This is a genomic window from Devosia sp. FKR38 (assembly GCF_005222805.1).
Lineage (GTDB): Bacteria > Pseudomonadota > Alphaproteobacteria > Rhizobiales > Devosiaceae > Devosia.
In genome coordinates, this window is the sequence record NZ_STGC01000002.1 from 686688 (window position 1) to 707279 (window position 20592).

A 20592-nucleotide genomic window follows, 5' to 3' on the forward strand; every position below is an offset into this window, starting at 1 on the left:
CTATCCCCAGGGACCGCGTTGTCCGCCGTCCTCGTCGGTCCGTCCGACGGTCGGCACGCGCCAGCCGCCGCCAATGTCGCGACCGGTGCTGGTCGGGGCTGGGCGCGGCTGAGGCCTGCGGCCCTTATCGTCCACCTGCATGGATGCTGCAAGCGCGCGTAGTGCTTCAATGCGATTGCCGGTGTCCGGGTGGGTGGAAAACAGATTGTCCATGCGCTGCCCGGAGAGCGGATTGATGATGTAGAGATGCGCCATGGCCGGGTTGCGCTCGGCCGCAACATTGACTTCGCGGCCGGCAAGCGTCGCGATCTTGTGCAGGGCCGAGGCCAGGGCCAGCGGGTCGCTGGAGATCTCGGCGCCGATGCGGTCGGCCTCATATTCACGGGTGCGGCTGACGGCCATCTGCACCAGCATGGCCGCCATGGGGGCCAGAAACACCATCAGCAGCGCGCCAATGCCGCCCAGCGGATTGTCGCGGCGGTCGCCGCCACCAAAGAACAGGCCAAACTGCGCCAGGGCCGAAATGGCGCCGGCAAAGGTGGCCGTGATGGTCATGGTCAGCGTGTCGCGATTGCGGATATGGGCCAGCTCATGGGCCACCACCGCCGCAACCTCGCGCGTCTCGAGATGCTGCAGCAGGCCGCTCGACACGGCGACGGCAGCATTCTGCGGATTGCGGCCGGTGGCGAAGGCATTGGGCTGGTCGGACTGGATCAGATAAACCGCCGGGGTGGGCAGGCCGGCCTTGCGCGCCAGGATATCGACCATGTCATAGAGCTCGGGCACGCGACTGCGCTCCACCGGCACGGCGTTCTGCATGCGCAGCACCATCTTGTCGGAGTTCCAATAGCCGAAGAGATTGGTCGCCAGCGCGAAGAGGAAGGCGACCACCATGCCATTGGTGCCGCCAATGAAATAGCCCACGACCATGAACAGCGCGGTCAGCGCGGCCAGAAGGACAGTGGTGCGAAAGGCGTTGAACATCGGAAGCCCTTGGGTTCGTGGTCTCGAGCCATTATGTTGGGTCCCATGCGGCCCTGCGCAAGCGGGTGACCCAACACCATCAAACCAGACATGAGTTGCGAAAACGGCAATGACCGACACTCCGACCCCTCCCGAGACGCCCCGGCCGCCGCTGAGCGAAGCGGCCAAGCGCGCGCTGGCCGAAGCCGAGGCGCGGCGCCAGGCGATCGACGCCAAGGGCGCCTTTGCGCAAAAGGAAGTGGGCGGCCGTGGCGGGCTGGAACCGGCGCGTTATGGGGACTGGGAGATCAAAGGCCTGACCAGCGACTTCTGAGCCGCAGCGTCCAGTCGGTCAGTCGAAGAGATCGGCGAGGCTATAGCCGGCGGCCGAGACGGCAAAGGTGGTCGCCACGGTGATGATGGCCGCGATCAGGGCATATTCGACCGGGGTCACACCGGCCTCGTCACGGATAAAACGCTGGATCGAAACAAACATACTACGCCCTGAACACGCAAACTATGCCCCGAACATGGCGGGCGTGGGCTGAACCCAGGCTGAACGCAGCGAGATCGTTTCAGTCTGCAGTGGCTTTGCGGCTCCTTTGCCTCCCTCCCCCTTGAGGGGAGGGAACGAGGGAGGGGGTCCATCGGTGGCCCGCAGAACCACCCCCACCCCAACCCTCCCCTCAGGAGCTTGCACTCGGGCGCGCCGAGGCGCGACCCGGGTGGGGAGGGGGCGATAGAACCGCGTCAATCTGAACTTGAAACAATCTAAGACAGGCTAGTTCTGCGCCTTGGCGATGGCGGGCAGCAGCTCGGTCTCGAAGGATTGCGGATCGAGCGGGCCGACATGCTTGAAGGTGATGATCCCTTCGGCATTGACCACAAAGGTTTCCGGCACGCCATAGACGCCCCAGTCGATGGAGACGCGGCGGTCGCGGTCGGCGCCGACGGCGGCATAGGGATTGCCAAGCTCCTCAAGGAAGGCGCGGGCGTTTTCGGGGGCGTCGGCCTGGTTGATGCCAAAGAGCTTGGCGTCGGTCACATCCTTGAGCGCCAGCAGCAGGGGATGCTCGGCGCGGCAGGGGATGCACCAGCTGGCAAAGACATTGACCACGCTGACCTGACCCTTGAGCGCTTCAGTATCAAAGCCGGGCACGCCCAGCCCCTCCACTGCGGGCATGGCAAAGCTGGGCGCCGGCTTGTCGATCAGCACCGAGCGGACCAGGTTTGGATCGCGGTTGATCGAGCCAGCAAACACCGCCACCAGGGCGATCAGGGCGATCAGTGGCAGGCCAAAGAGCACATAGCGCATCATGGCGTTGCGTCCGCCGGGCGTTGGCGGCGGGGATCGCGGGCCTCGAGCTGGCTGAGTTCGCTGGCGGTGCGCCGCGCGTCAAACAGCGTCCAGCCGATCAGCCCGGCAATGCCCAGGGCGACCCCGACATAGGCCCAAACGATGAAGACGGCGTGCGGTCCCAGATCGATCATGCCGAGCCTCCCTGCGCCAGGCGGCGCTTGAGCGTCATCACCCGGCGGCGCTTGACCTCGGTGTGCATGGCCTTGAGGTGCAGCGTGAGAAACAGGAATGTAAACGCGAAAAACATCACGAACAGCGGCACGAGGATCGAGCCGGGCATGCGCGGACCATCGGGGCGGAACACGCTGGCCGGCTGGTGCAGCGTGCTCCACCAGTCGACGGAGAATTTGATGATGGGAATGTTGATGGCGCCCACCAGGGTGAAGACCGCGATGATGCGGGCGGCGCGCAGCTGGTCGTCAAAGGCGCGCCACAGGGCAACTAGGCCCAGATAGATCAGCAGCAGCACCAGGGTCGAGGTCATGCGGCCGTCCCATTCCCAGAAGGTGCCCCAGGTGGGGCGGCCCCACAGGGCGCCGGTGAACAGGGCCAGGGCGGTGAACAGCGCGCCCAAGGGGGCGGCGGCCTTCATGGACACATCGGCCATGGGGTGGCGCCAGACCAGCGTGCCCAGCGCCGAGACGCTCATGGTGGCGTAGACGAACTGGCTCAGCCAGGCATTGGGCACATGCACATACATGATGCGCACGGTGTCGCCCATCTGGTAGTCCGCGGGCGAATTGAAGAAGGCGAACCAGAGGCCGAGCACAAAGAGCACGGCGGTGAGTATGGTCAGCGGCCACAGCAATGGCGTGGTCCAGGCAACGAACTGCCCCGGATTGGCCAGGCGGTTCCACCAATTGAGCTTGGGTTCGGTATCTGCTGTCATGGGGCCATGGCTCTAATCTTCGGCGGAGCTTATCGCAAGCGCGGCGGCAAAGGGAGCCAAGGCCAGAGCCATGAGGCTCAATGCCGCAAGAAACAGCGTGGCCGCACTCGATTGCGGCGAGGTGATGCTGCCCACGCCAAAGATCAGCACCGGAATGGACAGCGGCGCGATCAGGATCGGGGCAATCAGCCCGCCGCGGCGGATCGAAACGGTCACCGCTGCGCCGATGGCGCCAAAGGCGGCCAGCGCCGGGGTGCCCAGGGCCAGCGAGATCATGGTGCGGCCGAAACTGTCGAGATCCATGGCCAGCAGCACGGCCAGCACGGGCGTCGCCAGCAGCAGCGGCACGGCCGACACCAGCCAGTGCACGATCAGCTTGGCGGCTACAATGGCGCTCAGCGGCAGCTCGGCCTGGCGCAGCAGCACCAGGGCACCATCCTCATGGTCGGGGCGGAACAGGCGTTCGAGGCCGAGCAGCATCGCCAGGAACGCTGCGATCCAGACAATGCCGGGGGCAATAGCCGCTAGCAGCGTGCGGTCGGGGCCGACGGCAAAGGGCACGATGGCGCCCACGATGATGAAGAACAGCACCAGCGTCAGCACATCGCCGCCGCCGCGCAGGGACAGGCGCAATTCGCGGCGCAGCATGGCGGCAAAGGCGCTCATGATGCCCGCTCCAGCTGCAGCACGCCCAGGCGGGTGGGATCGGACAGGGTGATGGGATCGTGGGTGGCGGCGATGGCGAGGCCCCCCATGCCCAGGTGCCGGTCGAGCAGGCGTGTCACCAGCGCATGGCCCTCGGTGTCGAGCGCGGCGGTGGGTTCGTCGAGCAGCCAGACGGGCCGCAGGCTCACCAGCAGGCGCGCCAGCGCCAGGCGGCGCGACTGCCCGGCGGACAGAAACCCGGCGTCCAGCCCATCGAGCTTGCCCAGGCCCACTTCGGCCAGGGCCTCGAGTGGCGCCATGCCGGTGGGGCCGTTGAGCTCGGCCCAGAAGCTGAGGTCTTCCAGCACGGTCAGCCGGGCCTTGATGGCATTGCGGTGGCCGCAATAATGCAGCCAGCGGCTGTCGGGATCGGCGCCCTCGGCGCTGAAGGTCCCCGCCAGCGGCGCGATGACACCGGCCAGGGTCAGCAGCAGCGTGGTCTTGCCGGTGCCATTGGGGCCGCGCAGCAGCAGCGCCTGGCCATTGGCCAGGTCAAAGCCGATATTGCTGGACAGCGCCATGCCGCCGCGACCGCAGCTGAGGCCGCTCGCAGACAGGCGCAGAGGGGAAAAGACTTGCCGATCAGTCATGACCCCTTCTCGTATTGAACCACGGGTCGGGCTGGCAAGCCCAATCGTCTTTCTCTATAAGCGCTTATAGATTGGAGTCATTCCAGGAAAGGCAGCGCATTTGGACGGTTTGTCGGGCAAAAGTCCGAAACCGGAGCGCCTGCCGCAACACCAGATGACGGGCGGAACAAAGTGACCTCGGTAAACAGCTTCAAGTCCAAATCGACCCTCGTGGTCGGCGGCAAGACCTACACCTATTACTCGATCGCGGAAGCGGAAAAGAACGGCCTCAAGGGCGTTTCCAGCCTGCCGCACTCGATGAAGGTGGTGCTCGAGAACCTGCTGCGGTTCGAAGACAACCGCACCGTGACCAAGGCCGATATCGAGGCCGTGGCCACCTGGCTGGTGACCCGCACCTCCGAACATGAAATCTCCTACCGCCCGGCCCGCGTGCTGATGCAGGATTTCACCGGCGTGCCCGCCGTGGTGGATCTGGCCGCCATGCGCGACGCCACTGCCAAGCTGGGTGCCGATCCGCAGAAGATCAATCCGCTGGTGCCCGTTGACCTGGTCATCGACCACTCGGTGATGGTGGACAATTTCGGCACGGCGCTGGCCTTTGGCCAGAATGTCGAGCTCGAATATGAGCGCAATGGCGAACGCTATGAGTTCCTGCGCTGGGGCCAGTCGGCCTTTGACAATTTCCGCGTCGTGCCCCCCGGCACCGGCATCTGCCACCAGGTGAACCTGGAATATCTCGCCCAGACCGTGTGGACCAAGGACGAGAATGGCGAGACCGTCGCCTACCCGGACACGCTGGTGGGCACCGATTCGCACACCACCATGGTCAATGGCCTGGCCGTGCTGGGTTGGGGCGTCGGCGGCATCGAAGCCGAGGCGGCCATGCTGGGCCAGCCGATCACCATGCTGATCCCGGAAGTCGTGGGCTTCAAGCTTACCGGCAAGATCAACGAAGGCATTACCGCCACCGACCTCGTGCTGACCGTCACCGAAATGCTGCGCAAGAAGGGCGTGGTCGGCAAGTTCGTCGAATTCTACGGCCCGGGCCTGGATTACCTCAGCCTTGAAGACCAGGCGACCATCGCCAACATGGCCCCCGAATATGGCGCCACCTGCGGCTATTTCCCGGTCGATGCCGATACGCTGAAATACCTGACCACCTCGGGCCGCGCGGCGGACCGTGTGGCGCTGGTCGAAGCCTATTCCAAGGCCCAGGGCATGTTCCGCGAAACCAATTCGCCCGACCCGGTGTTCACCGCGACGCTCGAACTCGATCTCACCACCGTCGTGCCGTCGATCTCGGGTCCCAAGCGTCCGCAGGACCGTATCGCGCTCGACCAGGCCAAGGACAAGTTCATCACCGGCCTGCCCAAGGAATTCGGCAAGACCGACAATCCGCGCATTGCCGTTGAGGGCACCGACTACGCAATCGGTCACGGAGATGTGGTGATTGCGGCTATCACTTCGTGCACCAATACGTCCAATCCGTCCGTGCTGGTGGCAGCGGGTCTCGTGGCCCGCAAGGCCCGCGCGCTGGGCCTGGATTCCAAGCCCTGGGTCAAGACTTCGCTCGCCCCCGGCAGCCAGGTCGTCACCGATTATCTCGATAGCGCAGGCCTTTCGGAAGACCTCGACGCCATCGGCTTTAACCTCGTGGGCTATGGCTGCACCACCTGTATCGGCAATTCCGGTCCGCTGCCGGCCGAGATCTCCAAGGCCGTGCAATCAGGCGATCTGGTCGCCGCTTCGGTGCTCTCGGGCAACCGCAATTTCGAAGGCCGCGTGAACCCCGACGTCAAGGCGAACTTCCTCGCCTCGCCGCCACTGGTGGTGGCCTATGCCATTGCCGGCTCTATGAATATCGACATCACCAAGGATGCCATCGGCACCTCCAAGGATGGCAAGCCGGTGTACCTCAAGGACATCTGGCCGACCAATCATGAGGTCGCCGAGATCGTGCGCAAGCATGTGACCAAGGAGATGTTCCAGGGGCGCTACTCGGACGTGTTCAAGGGCGACAAGAACTGGCAGGGCATCGCTGTTGATGGCGGCGAGACCTACAAGTGGAATTCCTCCTCGACCTATGTGCAGAACCCGCCCTATTTCGAGGGCATGTCGATGGAACCCAAGCCGATCACCAATGTGGACAATGCCAAGATCCTGGCGCTGTTCCTGGATTCCATCACCACCGACCACATCTCGCCGGCTGGCTCGTTCAAGGCCAGCACCCCGGCCGGCAAATATCTCGAAGAGCGCCAGGTGGCGCCGCGTGATTTCAACTCCTATGGCGCCCGTCGCGGCAATCATGAAGTGATGATGCGCGGCACCTTTGCCAATATCCGCATCAAGAACCAGATGCTCAATGGCGTCGAAGGTGGCTACACCAAGGGCCCCGATGGCAGCCAGATGGCCATCTATGATGCCGCCATGGCCTATCAGGCCGCCGGCACGCCGCTGGTGATCTTTGCTGGCAAGGAGTATGGCACGGGTTCGAGCCGTGACTGGGCCGCCAAGGGCACCAACCTGTTGGGCGTGCGCGCCGTGATTGCCCAGTCGTTCGAGCGTATTCACCGCTCCAACCTGGTCGGCATGGGCGTGATCCCGCTGCAGTTCGAAGACGGCACCAGCTGGCAGACCCTGGGTCTGGATGGCAGCGAGACCGTCACCATTGCCGGCGTCACCGAAATCACGCCGCGCGCCATGGTCACGGTCAAGATCACCCGCGCCGATGGCAGCGAACTCTCGGTCGAGACGCGCTGCCGCATCGATACGGCCAATGAGCTGGACTATTACAAGAACGGCGGCATCCTGCAGTATGTGCTGCGCAGCCTGGTTGCCGCATAAGGCGCTGGCGTTTTGAGACAAGCGATGGCGGCCCCGCAAGGGCCGCCATTTTTCGTTGAGCCAGAGGAATTCGGCTTTCTCACCCTCTTTTGACTAGCGAGTCCGGGCGGCGGCGGCTTACAACCTTGTCATGATCCTCCGGCCCCCCTTGTCAGCCCTGCTGGGCCCATTCCTGCTCGCGCTGTGCCTGACCCTGCCGGTCCAGGCCGACAGCCTGCGTGTGCAGCCCAAGGCAGTGGTGGAGCTGTTCACCAGCCAGGGCTGTTCGTCCTGCCCGCCGGCCGATGCGCTTTTGACCAGCCTCTCCGAGCGTGGCGATGTGCTGGCGCTGGCCTATCACGTCGATTATTGGGACTATGTGGGCTGGAAGGACACGTTTGGTTCGGCCGCCTATTCTGATCGCCAGCGCGCCTATGCGCAGAGCTGGGGCTCCTCGCGCATCTATACGCCGCAGATGGTGGTCAATGGCGCCATCGGCGTGGTGGGGTCGCGGCGCAATGAGGTCAATGGCGCCATCGATCGCGCCAAGCTGCCGCTGGATGTGGCGGTGACGCAGGATCGCAACATGCTCAAGGTGACCATTCCCGCCGACAGCGCGCTCAGCGATGCGGTGGTGTGGCTGGTGACCTATATCAGCCGAGCCGATGTGGATATTGAGACGGGCAATAATGCCGGCAAATCCATGGTCTATACCCAGGTGGTGACCGGGCGGCAGGCGCTGGGCCTGTGGGAGAGCAAGAGTGGCGCCAGCCTCAAGCTGCCCATACCCGAAATGCTGGCCGATACCAGCACGGGCATCGCCGTGATCGTGCAGCAGGAACACAATGGCCTGCCCGGGCCGATCCTGGGCGCCGCTGCCTTCGAGCGCTGAGCGCCGGTCCATCCGCGCCAGATACCGAACAGAAAAAAGCCCCGACCTTGGGGGAAGGTCGGGGCAAGTCGCATAGGTCATTGAGAATGACGAGCGAACACCTGAGCGTCAGGTTTGGGGGCTCAGTCAGCCCAGGTGTTCGCCACTGGAGGCAATGATCAGAGGTTGTCAGGCCAATCTGGCGCCTTCAGGGAAGAATTGTGACCATATTGGGGTTTGTGGCGCGCGACGCAGCCCCTTGCGTCGCGGCGCAAATGCCGCGATCATGACGGTTCTTTGACACGGGAGCACGCGGACCGGTGCAGAGCCGTACACCGATCGACAAGGCCGTTTCGCTCTCGCTGGTGCATGCCGGCGAGCCCCTGGCGAGTGCCGCGCCAGCCAAGCCCCCGGTCATTGTTGCATTCGATCGCAAGGAACTGGCGCTGATCCTGTCGCTCTATGGCCGCAAGGTGGGGCAGGGCGAGTGGCGCGACTATGCCATGGATTTCCTGCGCGAGCGGGCGGTGTTCTCGGTCTATGCCCGCGTGTCGGAGCGCCCGCTGTTCATCATCGAAAAGACGCCCAAGCTGCGCAACCGGCAGGGCCAATATGCGGTGACCAACCAGCAGGGGCGCATTCTCAAGCGTGGTCATGAGCTGGGACTGGTGTTGCGCGTGCTCGATCCGCAGCTGGCGGTCGTGGGGTGATCACCGTTCGCCGCGCCGTTGCGGCCGATGTCACTGCCATGAGTGCGGTGATGACGGCGTCGGTCACCCAATTGTGCAGTGCCGATCATCATGATGACCCCGGCAATGTCGCGCAATGGGTGAGCAACCGCACGCCGGACGGGGTCGCCAGGATGATGGCCAATCCGACCCAGACATTTTTTGTGGCCGAGCGCGACGGGGCGCTGGCCGCTGTCGGCGCCGTCAATGACGCGGGCATTGTGATGTTCAACTATGTTTCGCCAGAGCACCGGTTTTGCGGCGTCAGCGGTGCGCTGATGGCCCATCTCGAGGCGGTGCTCAAGGCCGCTGGCCATGCCGAAGCACGGCTGGTCAGCACCACCACCGCGCACCGATTCTATCTCGATCGTGGCTGGCACGACGACGGCCCGCCCGAGGTCGAGGGTTTTTCCACCAGCTACCCGATGCGCAAGGCGCTCTAGCCGACGGCTTACAGTGCCAGCTGCAGATGCACGATGTCGTGCCAGCGGTCGAATTTGTAGCCCACGGCCTCATAGCGTCCGACATGGCGGAAGCCGAATTTTTCGTGGATGGCGATGGAATTGGCGGTATCGGCGGTGATCACGGCAATCATCTGCTTGAAACCGAAGGCGCGCGATTGGGCCAGCAGTTCGGTCAGCATCAGCCTGCCGATGCCGCGGCCCTTGATGTCGGGGCGCAGGTAGATCGAATCCTCGCAGGTGAAGCGATAGGCGGCGCGCGGCCGATAGAAACTGGCATAGGCATAGCCCACCGTCTCTCCGTCCAACTCGGCGATGATCAGGGGATGGCCGAGCCGCTTGAGCCCGGCGTATTTCTCCGCAATGGCCTCTTCGCCGGGAACCTCGGTGTCGAAGGTGATCGCCGTCTGTTCCACATAGTACTTATAGATGGCGGTGATGGCGGGAACATCGCTCCAGGCAAAGGGGCGCAGGGTGATCGCGGGCAGGGGTTCGGACATGATCTCGGCGACGGGCTCAACAGGCAAACAAAAGGACCGCAACCCTTGTAGGCTGCGGTCCGGATCATCGTCCAACCAAATTGCTTGATGTGTCCATCAAGGGCTCTTGATGGCCATCAAGCCGGCTTGATGCTTACTCGCGGTTGCCGAACAGGCGGAGCAGCATCATGAACAGGTTGATGAAGTCGAGGTAGAGGCTCAGCGCGCCCATGATGGCGCCCTTGGCCAGCACTTCGGCGCCATAGGACTCCGAATAGCCTTCCTTGATCTTCTGCGTGTCATAGGCGGTCAGGCCGACAAAGATCAGCACGCCGACCACCGAGATGATGAATTCCATCATCGAGGACTGCATGAAGATATTGACCACCGAAGCGATGATCAGGCCGATCAGGCCCATCATCAGGAAGCTGCCCATCTGGGTCAGGTCCCGCTTGGTGGTGTAGCCATAAAGGCTCATGGCACCGAAGGTCGCGGCGGTGATGAAGAACACCTTGGCGATCGAAGCGTCGGTATAGACCAGGAAGATGGACGACAGCGACACGCCCATGATGGCGGCAAAGGCCCAGAACGTGGCCTGGGCGGCCGGCACGGAGAGCTTGTTGATGCCAAAGCTCAGCACCAGCACAAAAGCGAGCGGGGCGAGCATCACTACCCACTGCAGCGGGCTGGCGAACAGCAGATAGCCCCACTGGGTGAGCATGGTGCCGTTGTTCATGGTGGCAACGGCGGCGTCGGGATTGGTGGTCACGGCGGCAGCGGCGGCAAACCAGGCTGCCAGGCCGGTCACGACCAGACCGATCCCCATGTAATTGTAAACACGCAGCATGTAGCTGCGCAAACCTTCGTCAATGGCCAAGGCCGATCCGGCCCGTGCTCCGAGGGTCTGGCGGTCATATTGAGCCAATTTCGGTTCCTTTCGATTATGGAGCGGTGTTTTTTTCCGCCGGTGGGCACTATCTGCCACTTGCCGATCAATATGGATGCCACTCCGGGGCTTTACAAGACGTGTTGAACCTATGCGACGAAACGACTGGCCGGTCACAATTGCTGTGCTAGGCTGAGGCGCGAATCGTGCTGATCCCGAACAGAGGAGGGCCAAAATGCCCAGGCTCTTCACCGGTCTAGAGGTTCCCGAGGCGGTGGGCTTTGCCCTCTCGCTCAAGCGGGGCGGCCTGTCCGGCGCCCGCTGGATCGATACCGACAGCTATCACATAACGTTGAGGTTCATCGGCGACGTCGATCACCAGACCGCCGACGAGGTGGCCGATAGCCTGGACCGGCTGTCCAATTCGATGCGCTTTGATGTGCGGCTCACCCATCTGGGCATCTTTGGCGGCGACAAGCCGCGGGCGCTGTTTGCCGGGGTCGAGCCCAGCCCGGCGCTGAGCCAGTTGCAGGCGGCGCATGAACGGGTGCTGCAGCGGACGGGCCTGCCGGCCGAAGGGCGCAAATTCGTGCCGCACGTCACCCTGGCGCGGCTGCGCGGCACCAATGCGCTGGATGCGGCGCGCTTCATGGCCGAGGCCGGGCGCTTCGAGCCATTGCAGTTTCCGGTGGGACGGTTCGTCTTGTTTTCCAGCCGGGATTCGGTGGGCGGCGGCCCCTATGTGGTGGAACAGAGCTATCCGCTTGCTGCGTAAGCTGAGCTATCGGCCTGTCGGCCGAAGCTGAGCTATCCGCTTGCTGCCTGAGGCACGTCCGGTCACGGGTGAGCGATCGGCTAACGCCGACACCGGGCGATCGGCTGACGCCGACGCTGCGATCGGCCTGTCGGCCGACGCTGATGTTAGGGCTATTTTAACCCTGACAGCGCAAACCGGAGGCCACATGGCCAGGGCCGCCAAAATGCCGCCGTGATTGATCTGCTATTGATGCAAAATCAATCTTATGCGGCGGCATTTGACACCTTGGTAACCATGTTGGGGGCACACTTGGCGGGCAGTTCCCCCTGGCAGCGGACCTTCAAGATGAGGAAGAGATTGGCGATGACGATGAAATCCGGCAGTCTGGTTGTTGGGCTCGCGTTGGGCGCGATGATCGCCCTGGCCCCTGCCGCACAGGCACAGCAGGCCACCGAACTGGGCACGTTCAATGCCTGGACCGCCTGGTCGGCGACTGATGCGAGCGGGTTGATCTGCTATATCTCGGCGACCCCGCAGAGCAGTGAACCGGCGGGCGCCAATCGCGACCCGATCCATTTCATGATCATCCACCGCAAGGGCATGGGCACCAAGAACGAGGTGCAGACCATCATCGGCTACCCGTTCAACAGCACCGATGCCAAGGCCAGCGCCTCCATTGATGGCAAGGCCTATCCCATGGTCACCGAAGGCTCGGCCGCCTGGCTGGCCTCGACGGGCGACGAGGGCGGGTTCGTGCAGGCCTTCAAGGCTGGCACCAAGCTGCAGGTCAAGGGCACCAGCCAGCGTGGCACCAATACCACCGACAGCTATTCGCTGAGTGGGGCCACGGCGGCGATGAACGCCATCGACGCGGCCTGTAAATAAGCCGTCATTGCGGGTTGCCCCCGGCGGGCAATCCGCCATAACTGGGCGCTGGGCCGACCGGTCCGTCGTCTAAATCCGATGCCGAGGCCCTGATGACCAAGTTCGCCGTCGCGCTAGCCCTTGTTGCCGGCCTGATGTCCCCCGTTGCGGCCCAGGCCCAGCAGGTGCGTCTGCTGGGCGAGCATCGCGCCTGGTCGAGCTATAGCGCCAATGACAGCACGGGCACGGTCTGCTTTGCCATGACCAAGCCGGAAAGCGTGGTGCCCACGCCCGATGGCTATACCCAGGCCTATATCTATGTGACCAAGCGCCCGGCCGAGAATATCGATGCCGAGTTCAACCTGGTCGCTGGCTTCTCCTTCCAGCCCGACAGCAAGGCCACCGTCAATGTGAGCGGGCAGGTGTTCAACCTGTTCACCCAGAATGACGCCGCCTGGCTTGACGATGCCGGCCAGGCTGCAACGCTGGCCGCAGCCATCCGGGCCGGCTCGAGCATGACGGTGGAGGGCGTGACCGCCGGTGGCATCAAGGTCACCCAGTCCTATTCGCTCTCGGGCGCCACGGCCGCGCAACAGTCCATCGCCTCGGGCTGCTAGGCGTTTCCCGCCCGTCATGCTGCTCCGGCGGGTGACGCAAGGCCGCCTCCCGCTGGCGTGACTTTGATAATTGTCGCCGGCTATGCTATGGCGCGCGGACTTTCCTGCATTGTTGCCCCTTTGAAGGGATCCCTGGCCTGCCATGAGCATCGCGCTGAACCTTGACCATTCGACCGCAGTCCGCCCGGCTGTCGCCAGCCGTCCGTCGCTGATCGGCCTGAGCAAGCCGGCGCTGGCCGAAGCCCTGACCACGGCCGGTATCGCCAGCGACAAGGAGGCGCGCATGCGCGCCAGCCAGCTGTGGAACTGGCTTTATGTCAATGGCACCACTGACTTCGAGCGCATGACCAATGTGGCCAAGCCGGTGCGCCAGAAGCTCAGCGATGCCTTCAATCTCGATCGTCCCGAGATCGTCTCCGAGCAGGTGTCGAGCGACGGCACGCGCAAATGGCTGTTCCGCTTCCGCGATCCGGCCAATCCTAACTATCCGCCGGTCGAGGTCGAAACCGTCTATATCCCCGAGGAAGACCGCGGCACGCTCTGCGTCTCCTCGCAGGTGGGCTGCACGCTGACCTGCTCGTTCTGCCACACCGGCACGCAGAAGCTGGTGCGCAATCTCACCGCCGGCGAAATCCTGGGCCAGATCCTGATGGCGCGTGAACGGCTGGGCGATTTCCCTGGCGGCACGCGGCCGGACGATGGGGGCCTGGTGCCGCATGGCGATACCCGCGCCATCACCAATATCGTGATGATGGGCATGGGCGAGCCGCTCTACAATTACGAGAACGTCAAGCAGGCGCTGCTGATTGCCTCGGCGGGCGACGGCATGAGCCTGTCCAAGCGCCGCATTACCCTTTCCACATCGGGCGTGGTGCCCTTCATCGAGCCGACCGGCCGCGAGATCGATGTCATGCTGGCCATTTCGCTGCATGCCACCAATAATGATCTGCGCGACGTGCTGGTGCCGATCAACAAGAAGTGGCCGCTCGAAGAGCTGCTGGAAGCCTGCCGCAATTATCCCGGCCTCTCCAATGCCCGCCGCATTACGTTCGAATACGTGATGCTCGATGGCATCAATGACAGCGATGCCGAGGCGCGCGAACTGGTGCGGCTGCTGGCCGGCATTCCGGCCAAGATCAACCTGATCCCGTTCAATCCCTGGCCGGGCGCCAATTACGGCACCTCGCCCTCGAGCCGCATCGAGCGCTTTGCCGATATTGTCAACAAGGCCGGTTATGCCAGTCCGGTGCGGACCCCACGCGGTCGCGACATCTTTGCCGCCTGCGGCCAGCTCAAAAGCGAGAGCGAGAGGCTAAGCAAGAAGGACAGGGACGCCCTGGCGGGGGTGTGATGACGAAGGACACCGTCTTTCACTATACCACCGTCGAATCTGCCTTGAAGATCATCGATAGCGGCAAGATTTTCGCGAGTCACATAAGGTTTCTGAACGACAGTCTCGAGTTTGATTTTGCCAGAGATATGGCTGTTTCGGTGATCAATAATCGGGCAGACGAAGAACTGAAGTATGTCCAAGGCCTCGAGCCAAGACCCTTCGAGAATGGAGCCGTTCTCGTAGATGCAATTACCCAGCCCCTGGAAAAGCTGTCGCCGATATATGTTGCTTGTTTCACAAAGCCCGGCGACGATTACGCCAGGCTGCATGGGGTTCTAAGCCTCTGGCGAGGTTATGGAAGTCGAGGCGTTGCCCTCGTTTTCGACCAAGAGCAATTGGTCAAAGCGACAGCTGCAGATCGTGAAGTAGCTAGGTATGCAGATATCTGGCACCGCAGCGTCGCCTATATGAGGCCGGGTCAACGACCAACTGGACCAACCAAGCGGCTCTTTAGCAATTTGGCCGACTTGACCCCTTGGGCAATTTCGGTCGACGCCAAAAGCGCCGGGTTGGTCTATCCCTTGGATAGGATAAAGTCAGCGCCCATAGATCATCTTGACGACATTGTGGGCGTGTTCTGTTTCATCAAACATGCCTCGTTCAAAGAAGAAGCTGAATTCAGAATTGCTGCAGCAGCGATCGTGGATACCCACCCCAGATCGCTTTTGCCTGTAAAGGAAGTTCGCGCCAGATACGCGAATGGAGCAGTCGTGCCATACATTGAGTTGCCGTTCTGCACCCCCGAGACTAGCGCTCTAAAAGGGATATTGGTGGGCCCATCTGCTCATCAAGAGCGAATTGCCTCTTCCTTGCGGGAGTATTTCCGGATCAAGAAAATGGCGATTCAAGTCTCGTGTTCCGAAATTCCATTCGTTACAGTTTAGGCTACTCCCCCGCCACCCAGTCCATGCGCCATTGACCGCGGCCATCTTCGCCCAGCACCTTGGCGAGTTCAGGCAACAGGATGGCCATGTCGGCTTCCAGCGCGTAGGGCGGGTTGACCACGATCATGCCGGTGCCAAACAGGCGCGGCGGGGTGGCCGGGGCGCGGATGGTCAGCTCGATGCGCAGCACCTTGGCAATGGCGGTGCGCTTGAGGTCGGCGATGAAGGCCTCGGTCTGGGCCGGGTCCTTGATGGGATACCACAGCGCATAGATGCCGCCGGGCCAGCGCTGGTGCGCCTTGGCGAGAGCGGCCACCATATGGGCAAATTCGCCCTTTTCCTCAAAGGGCGGATCGATCAGCACCAGGCCGCGCTTTTCCTTGGGCGGCAGGAAACTGCCCAGCGCCGCCCAGCCATCGAGATGGGTGGCGCGCGCCTGGATGTCACCGGCCAGGTTCTCGCGCAGGGCGGCGGCATCTTCGGGATGCAGTTCCAGGGCAAACAGGCGATCCTGCTCGCGCAGCAGCTGGCGGGCGATCAGCGGCGAGCCGGGATAAAAGCGCAGCTCGCCATCGGGATTGCGGCTGCGCACCGCTTCGATATAGGGCGCAGCCAGTTCGGCCGCCGGCGCCGGCAGGTCGTGGGTAAACAGCCGCCCGATGCCATCGATCCATTCGCCGGTGCGGCCGGCTTCATCGCCCGAGAGATCGTAGAGCCCCACCCCGGCATGGGTATCGATGACGCGAAAGGCCGCCGGCTTGCGCTGCAGATAGGCCATGATGCGGACGAGGATCAGGTGCTTGACCACATCGGCAAAATTGCCGGCGTGGAAGATGTGTCGATAGTTCATCGCGACCCACCGGGGCAAATCGCGCCGGTGGCGCGATTTGAGCAATGAACGCCCTGAGCCATGCGAAGGGCCATGATCCTACTTCCGCCCTTCCGCCAGAAGAATGGTGGCGGCAAAGGCCATGAACACGGCGGCAAAGCTCCAGTTCAGCGCCCTGGACACCCAGGGATTGTCGCGCAGCGTGGTGGTCAGCCATTCGGCCGCCAGCACGATGGCGATGACGATGGGCAGCGAGACCACGACGAATTCGACGCCCAGGAACAGCAGCTTGCCGGCCGCCGCCGGATCATGGGCGGAGACGAACTGGGGCAGGAAGGTCACAAAGAACAGGGCGACCTTGGGATTGGTGAGGTTGATGCCCAGCCCGGTCATATAGCTCTGCAGAAAGCTTGGCTGCCGCCCGGCGGCGCGATTGACCAACAGGCCCCCGCCCTCGCGGATGGCCTGGATGGCCAGCCACACCAGATAGAGCGCCCCAACGATCTTGAGCGCCCAGAAGGCGGCCGGCGCCGCCACGATCAGCACGGAAATGCCGAAGGCAACGAGGCTTGTGTGCACCGCAATGCCGGTCAGCGCGCCCAGAACCGTGGCCATGCCATGGACGCGGCCGAAATTGATGGTGCGGGAGACAAACAGCGCCATATCGGGGCCGGGCGTGATGGCCAGAACGAAGCCGGCCAGGGCAAAGGTCAGGATGACAGAGACGTCAGGAACGAAGGCGGGCATGATGAACTCAAGAATCTGCGCGCCGACAATTGCACGCGCGCCTGCACCTGAATAGGGTGCGCCAAATTTCCGGCCCCCTGCGGCCACCCATCACTGCGACGGCGAACCATGGCAAAAGACATCAAGAAGATCGTGCTTTCCTATTCGGGCGGGCTCGACACCTCCATCATGCTGAAATGGCTGCAGGAGCATTACCAGGCCGAGATCATCACCTTCACAGCCGATCTGGGCCAGGGCGAAGAGCTCGAGCCGGCGCGCAAGAAGGCCGAGATGTTCGGCATCAAGGACATCCGCATCGTGGACGTGCGCGAGGAGTTCGTGCGCGATTTCGTGTTCCCCATGTTCCGCGCCAATGCGCTCTATGAAGGCCAGTATCTGCTGGGCACCTCGATCGCCCGCCCGGTCATCGCCCGTCATCTGGTCGACATCGCCCGCGAGACCGGCGCTGACGCCATCGCCCATGGCGCCACCGGCAAGGGCAATGATCAGGTGCGTTTCGAGCTCACCGCCAATGCGCTGATGCCGGGCCTCAAGGTCATCGCCCCCTGGCGCGAGTGGGACCTGCGCTCGCGCACGGCCCTGCTCAGCTATGCCGAAGCCAACCAGATCCCGATCGCCAAGGACAAGCGCGGCGAGGCCCCCTTCTCGGTGGACGCCAATCTGCTGCACACCTCGTCCGAAGGCATGGTGCTGGAAGATCCGGCTGTGCCCTATCCCGATTATGTGCCGCAGCGCACGGTCGACGCCGAAAAGGCCCCTGACGCGGCCGAGATCATCACCATCGGCTTTGAAAAGGGCGATCCGGTCTCGATCAATGGCGAGACGCTGTCGCCGGCTGCGCTGCTCACCAAGCTCAACGAGCTGGGTGGCAAGCATGGCGTGGGTCGGCTGGACCTGGTGGAAAACCGCTTTGTGGGCATGAAGAGCCGTGGGCTCTACGAGACCCCCGGCGGCACGATCCTGCTGGTGGCACACCGCGGCATTGAATCGATCACGCTCGACCGTGGCGAAGCCCATCTCAAGGATGAGCTGATGCCCAAATATGCCGAGCTGATCTACAATGGCTTCTGGTACTCGCCCGAGCGCGAAATGCTGCAGGCGCTGATCGACAAGAGCCAGACCTATGTCACCGGCGAGGTCACCGTTAAGCTCTACAAGGGCAGCGCCAATGTCATCGCGCGCACCTCGCCCTATTCGCTTTATTCGATGGATCTGGTGACCTTTGAAGAGGGCGCGGTGGCCTATGACCATCACGACGCCGAGGGCTTTATCCGCCTCAACGGCCTACGCCTCAAGACCTGGGCCGCCCGCAATGCCAAGGCCGAAGGCTGATCACTGAGCTCGGTTCGGCCGGATCCGCTGCTTTGGCAGGGTCCGGCCAGCACCCTCGGGCGGCCCTGCGGCGCTATGCCCGTGACAGTTCTGTAACGCGCTTAATTTTTCCTTAAGGTGAACAGTTTAGCGTTCCGCTGTGGCGCGCCTGGGCGTGCGCCCGTGGGGGCAGAGCGCGTGCAAGCAGACAGTCTCAGCGACGTATCCAGTCTTGCCGAGGCCCTGCTTCTCGACGCCGCCCTCGAGAACATTCCCTATGGCTTCTGTGTGTGGTCGCCGCAGTTCCGCCTGGTGATGTGGAACAAGCACTATCGGGACATCTATGGCTTTCCGCTGAGTTCGCTCAAGCGCGGCATGAGCCTGGAAGATGTGGTGCATCTGAGCAGCACGCTGGGCAATCATCCCCACCAAAAGCCCGACGAATTCTATGAGCTCTATACCGCCGAGCTGCTGGCCAATCGCAGCGGCGCGCGGGTGAAAAACACCGAGGTGGTCGATGGCGGCCGCACGGTGGAGACCGCCCATGTCTATTCGCCGGCGCTGGGCTGGGTGGTGACCCATGAGGACATCACCGAGGAAGTGGCCCGCTCGGAAGTGGCGCTCAAGCGCAAGCTGGAGCTGGAACGGCAGAACATCAGGCTCGATGCAGCGGTCAACAATATCAGCCAGGGCCTGTGCATGATGGATGCGCGTGGCCGGCTGGTGATCTGCAACGAGCCCTATGCCCGCATCTATAATTTGCCGCCTGAACTGCTCACGCCGGGCACGCAGCTGGACGATATTCTCAACCACCTGTTCGATGTCGGCATGAGTGCGGACATGACGCGCGAGGAATATCTGACCTGGCGGCGCGACGTCATCGCGCGCTGCGAATATGGCAAGAATGTCCACGAGCTCAATGGCCGCACCATTATGATGCAGCACCATCCGATGAAGGATGGTGGCTGGGTGTCCACCCATGAGGATATCACCGAGCAGCGCCAGAATGAGGCGCGTATCCGTCATCTGGCGCGTCATGATGCCTTGACCGATCTGCCCAATCGCATCGAGTTCCTCGAGCAGATGGCCAAGACCGAGATCAATCTCAGCCGCGGCGAACAGGCGGCGGTGCTCTATATCGACCTCGATCACTTCAAGGCGGTCAATGACACGCTGGGTCATGCGGTGGGCGATGAGGTGATCAAGCAGGCCTCGGCCCGGCTGTGGGGCGCAACGCGGGAGACCGATGTGCTGGCCCGGCTGGGCGGCGATGAATTTGCCCTGCTGATGCGGCCGATCGATGATGCCTCGGCGGCCGCCAAGGTGGCCGACCGCATCATCCGCGCCATCAGTGCGCCCATGCATATCGGCGGCCAGCAGATCGAGATCGGCGCCAGCATCGGCATTGCCGTGGGGCCGGGCGACGGGGTCAAGACCGATGCGCTGGTCAAGAATGCCGATCTGGCACTGTACCGCGCCAAGAGCGACGGGCGCTCAACCTATCATTTCTTCGAAAACGGCATGGATGCCGAGCTGCAGCGGCGGCGCAATATCGAGGCTGGGTTGCGCCTGGCGCTGCAGCGCGACGAATTGCGCCTGGTCTATCAGCCGCTGCTGGGGCTCGAGGAAGACCGGGTGATCTGCGTGGAGGCGCTGCTGCGCTGGGACCATGAGGATCGCACCATCTCGCCCACCGAATTTGTGCCCATTGCCGAGGAAACCGGGCTGATCGTGGCCATCGGCGAATGGGTGCTGCGCGAAGCGACGCGGGCGGCCGCCAGCTGGCCGGGCGACGTGCGGGTGGCGGTCAATCTCTCGCCGGTGCAGTTCAAGGCGCGTGACCTGGTGGGCATGGTGCAGTCGGCGGTGTCCGCTGCCGGCCTGCCGCCGGCACGGCTTGAGCTCGAGATCACCGAATCCCTGCTGCTGACGGAAAGCGAAGCCACCCTGCAGGCGCTGCATGACCTGCGCGCCATGGGCGTGCGCATCTCGATGGATGATTTCGGCACCGGCTATTCCTCGCTGAGCTATCTGCGCAGCTTCCCCTTCGACAAGATCAAGATCGACCGCTCCTTCATGCATGATCTGACCGAGCGCAAGGACAGCCAGGCCATCATGCAGGCGGTGATCGGCCTGGGCCGGTCGCTGGGCATGTCGACCACGGCCGAGGGCGTTGAAACCCAGGAACAGCTGGCCCTGGTGCGGGCGCAGGGCGCCACGGAAGTGCAGGGCTTCCTGTTCTCCCCGCCCTTGCCGCCCGAGGCGCTGGTCAATCTGCTGCGGGCCGATGCGGCCCGCGCGGTGTCGCATCGGCGCAAGGCATCCTGAGCACGGCACGGACCCCGCTGTCCGGCCCGCGTCCGGGCCTGTTCCAGCGCCTGTGTGACGGCCCGATTGACAGTCTAATCTGGCTGCGGCACGACCTAGGGTGGTGC

The 20592-nt window shown here is 63.3% G+C and carries 23 protein-coding genes; 12 read left to right on the forward strand and 11 right to left on the reverse strand.

Annotated elements, in window-relative coordinates:
- Positions 1–984, reverse strand: a complete 984-nt coding sequence (htpX, locus tag E8M79_RS03375) for a zinc metalloprotease HtpX (RefSeq protein ID WP_137150509.1) — start codon at positions 982–984, stop codon at positions 1–3.
- A 109-nt stretch (positions 985–1093) separates the two neighbouring features.
- Between htpX and E8M79_RS03380 the strand changes: the two genes are divergently transcribed.
- Positions 1094–1297, forward strand: coding sequence for a DUF1674 domain-containing protein (locus E8M79_RS03380; protein ID WP_137150510.1), 204 nt, complete (start codon positions 1094–1096; stop codon positions 1295–1297).
- Between the two features lie 18 nt (positions 1298–1315).
- Here E8M79_RS03380 and E8M79_RS03385 read toward each other — a convergent pair whose 3' ends face one another.
- The 6 genes from E8M79_RS03385 to ccmA form a co-directional block, all read right to left on the reverse strand.
- The gene (locus tag E8M79_RS03385; protein WP_137150511.1) at positions 1316–1459 is read right to left on the reverse strand and encodes a Flp family type IVb pilin; all 144 of its coding nucleotides are present in this window, start codon (positions 1457–1459) and stop codon (positions 1316–1318) included.
- A gap of 285 nt (positions 1460–1744) precedes the next feature.
- Positions 1745–2281 carry a DsbE family thiol:disulfide interchange protein gene (locus E8M79_RS03390; RefSeq protein WP_137150512.1) on the reverse strand — a complete coding sequence of 179 codons (537 nt, stop codon included), beginning with the start codon at positions 2279–2281 and terminating at the stop codon, positions 1745–1747.
- Positions 2278–2454: a heme exporter protein CcmD gene (ccmD, locus tag E8M79_RS03395; RefSeq protein WP_248304874.1), complete on the reverse strand. Its 177-nt coding sequence runs from the start codon at positions 2452–2454 to the stop codon at positions 2278–2280. The genes E8M79_RS03390 and ccmD overlap by 4 nt, the downstream gene beginning before the upstream one ends.
- Complete coding sequence (gene ccmC / locus E8M79_RS03400; protein ID WP_137150513.1) at positions 2451–3212, reverse strand: heme ABC transporter permease CcmC; 762 nt, start codon at positions 3210–3212, stop codon at positions 2451–2453. Before ccmC ends, ccmD begins: the two co-directional genes overlap by 4 nt.
- Before the next feature lie 12 nt (positions 3213–3224).
- Positions 3225–3878, reverse strand: coding sequence for a heme exporter protein CcmB (gene ccmB / locus E8M79_RS03405; protein WP_137150514.1), 654 nt, complete (start codon positions 3876–3878; stop codon positions 3225–3227).
- Entirely contained in the window at positions 3875–4507 is a 633-nt protein-coding gene (ccmA, locus tag E8M79_RS03410; RefSeq protein WP_137150515.1) for a heme ABC exporter ATP-binding protein CcmA, read from the reverse strand. Before ccmA ends, ccmB begins: the two co-directional genes overlap by 4 nt.
- A gap of 171 nt (positions 4508–4678) precedes the next feature.
- Here ccmA and acnA point away from each other — a divergent pair, with 171 nt between their 5' ends.
- The 4 genes from acnA to E8M79_RS03430 all read left to right on the forward strand — a co-directional run bounded on the left by acnA (position 4679) and on the right by E8M79_RS03430 (position 9372).
- Positions 4679–7351: an aconitate hydratase AcnA gene (acnA, locus tag E8M79_RS03415; protein ID WP_137150516.1), complete on the forward strand. Its 2673-nt coding sequence runs from the start codon at positions 4679–4681 to the stop codon at positions 7349–7351.
- A 130-nt stretch (positions 7352–7481) separates the two neighbouring features.
- Positions 7482–8222 carry a DUF1223 domain-containing protein gene (locus tag E8M79_RS03420; RefSeq protein WP_137150517.1) on the forward strand — a complete coding sequence of 247 codons (741 nt, stop codon included), beginning with the start codon at positions 7482–7484 and terminating at the stop codon, positions 8220–8222.
- A gap of 341 nt (positions 8223–8563) precedes the next feature.
- Positions 8564–8911 (forward strand): DUF2794 domain-containing protein, encoded by a 348-nt coding sequence (locus tag E8M79_RS03425; RefSeq protein WP_248304900.1) that lies wholly within the window; start codon positions 8564–8566, stop codon positions 8909–8911.
- A complete protein-coding gene (locus tag E8M79_RS03430) occupies positions 8908–9372 on the forward strand; it encodes a GNAT family N-acetyltransferase (protein WP_137150518.1) in 465 nt (154 codons plus the stop codon). The genes E8M79_RS03425 and E8M79_RS03430 overlap by 4 nt, the downstream gene beginning before the upstream one ends.
- A gap of 8 nt (positions 9373–9380) precedes the next feature.
- Here E8M79_RS03430 and E8M79_RS03435 read toward each other — a convergent pair whose 3' ends face one another.
- A complete protein-coding gene (locus tag E8M79_RS03435; protein WP_171015683.1) occupies positions 9381–9890 on the reverse strand; it encodes a GNAT family N-acetyltransferase in 510 nt (169 codons plus the stop codon).
- 133 nt (positions 9891–10023) lie between these two features.
- Positions 10024–10794: a Bax inhibitor-1/YccA family protein gene (locus E8M79_RS03440; RefSeq protein WP_248304875.1), complete on the reverse strand. Its 771-nt coding sequence runs from the start codon at positions 10792–10794 to the stop codon at positions 10024–10026.
- Positions 10795–10990: 196 nt separating this feature from the next.
- Here E8M79_RS03440 and thpR point away from each other — a divergent pair, with 196 nt between their 5' ends.
- The 5 genes from thpR (at position 10991) to E8M79_RS03465 (ending at position 15270) form a co-directional block, all read left to right on the forward strand.
- Positions 10991–11530: an RNA 2',3'-cyclic phosphodiesterase gene (gene thpR, locus E8M79_RS03445; protein ID WP_137150519.1), complete on the forward strand. Its 540-nt coding sequence runs from the start codon at positions 10991–10993 to the stop codon at positions 11528–11530.
- A 345-nt stretch (positions 11531–11875) separates the two neighbouring features.
- Positions 11876–12397, forward strand: coding sequence for an invasion associated locus B family protein (locus E8M79_RS03450; protein WP_137150520.1), 522 nt, complete (start codon positions 11876–11878; stop codon positions 12395–12397).
- A 92-nt stretch (positions 12398–12489) separates the two neighbouring features.
- Complete coding sequence (locus tag E8M79_RS03455) at positions 12490–12993, forward strand: invasion associated locus B family protein (protein ID WP_137150521.1); 504 nt, start codon at positions 12490–12492, stop codon at positions 12991–12993.
- Between the two features lie 142 nt (positions 12994–13135).
- Positions 13136–14344, forward strand: a complete 1209-nt coding sequence (gene rlmN / locus E8M79_RS03460) for a 23S rRNA (adenine(2503)-C(2))-methyltransferase RlmN (protein ID WP_137150522.1) — start codon at positions 13136–13138, stop codon at positions 14342–14344.
- Positions 14344–15270, forward strand: a complete 927-nt coding sequence (locus E8M79_RS03465) for a DUF2971 domain-containing protein (protein WP_137150523.1) — start codon at positions 14344–14346, stop codon at positions 15268–15270. The genes rlmN and E8M79_RS03465 overlap by 1 nt, the downstream gene beginning before the upstream one ends.
- Before the next feature lies 1 nt (position 15271).
- Here the strand turns inward: E8M79_RS03465 and E8M79_RS03470 are convergent, their stop codons facing one another.
- Together E8M79_RS03470 and E8M79_RS03475 are read right to left on the reverse strand one after the other, a co-directional pair.
- On the reverse strand, positions 15272–16120 hold the full coding sequence (locus E8M79_RS03470; protein WP_137150524.1) for a 23S rRNA (adenine(2030)-N(6))-methyltransferase RlmJ: 849 nt from the start codon (positions 16118–16120) through the stop codon (positions 15272–15274).
- Positions 16121–16198: 78 nt separating this feature from the next.
- Entirely contained in the window at positions 16199–16846 is a 648-nt protein-coding gene (locus E8M79_RS03475; RefSeq protein WP_137150525.1) for a LysE family translocator, read from the reverse strand.
- Between the two features lie 108 nt (positions 16847–16954).
- On the opposite strand from E8M79_RS03475, the gene E8M79_RS03480 reads away from it, so the two are divergent.
- Both E8M79_RS03480 and E8M79_RS03485 read left to right on the forward strand, forming a co-directional pair.
- Positions 16955–18178, forward strand: coding sequence for an argininosuccinate synthase (locus tag E8M79_RS03480; RefSeq protein ID WP_137150526.1), 1224 nt, complete (start codon positions 16955–16957; stop codon positions 18176–18178).
- A 177-nt stretch (positions 18179–18355) separates the two neighbouring features.
- Positions 18356–20485 carry an EAL domain-containing protein gene (locus E8M79_RS03485; protein ID WP_171015684.1) on the forward strand — a complete coding sequence of 710 codons (2130 nt, stop codon included), beginning with the start codon at positions 18356–18358 and terminating at the stop codon, positions 20483–20485.
- The last annotated feature ends 107 nt before the right edge of the window (positions 20486–20592 follow it).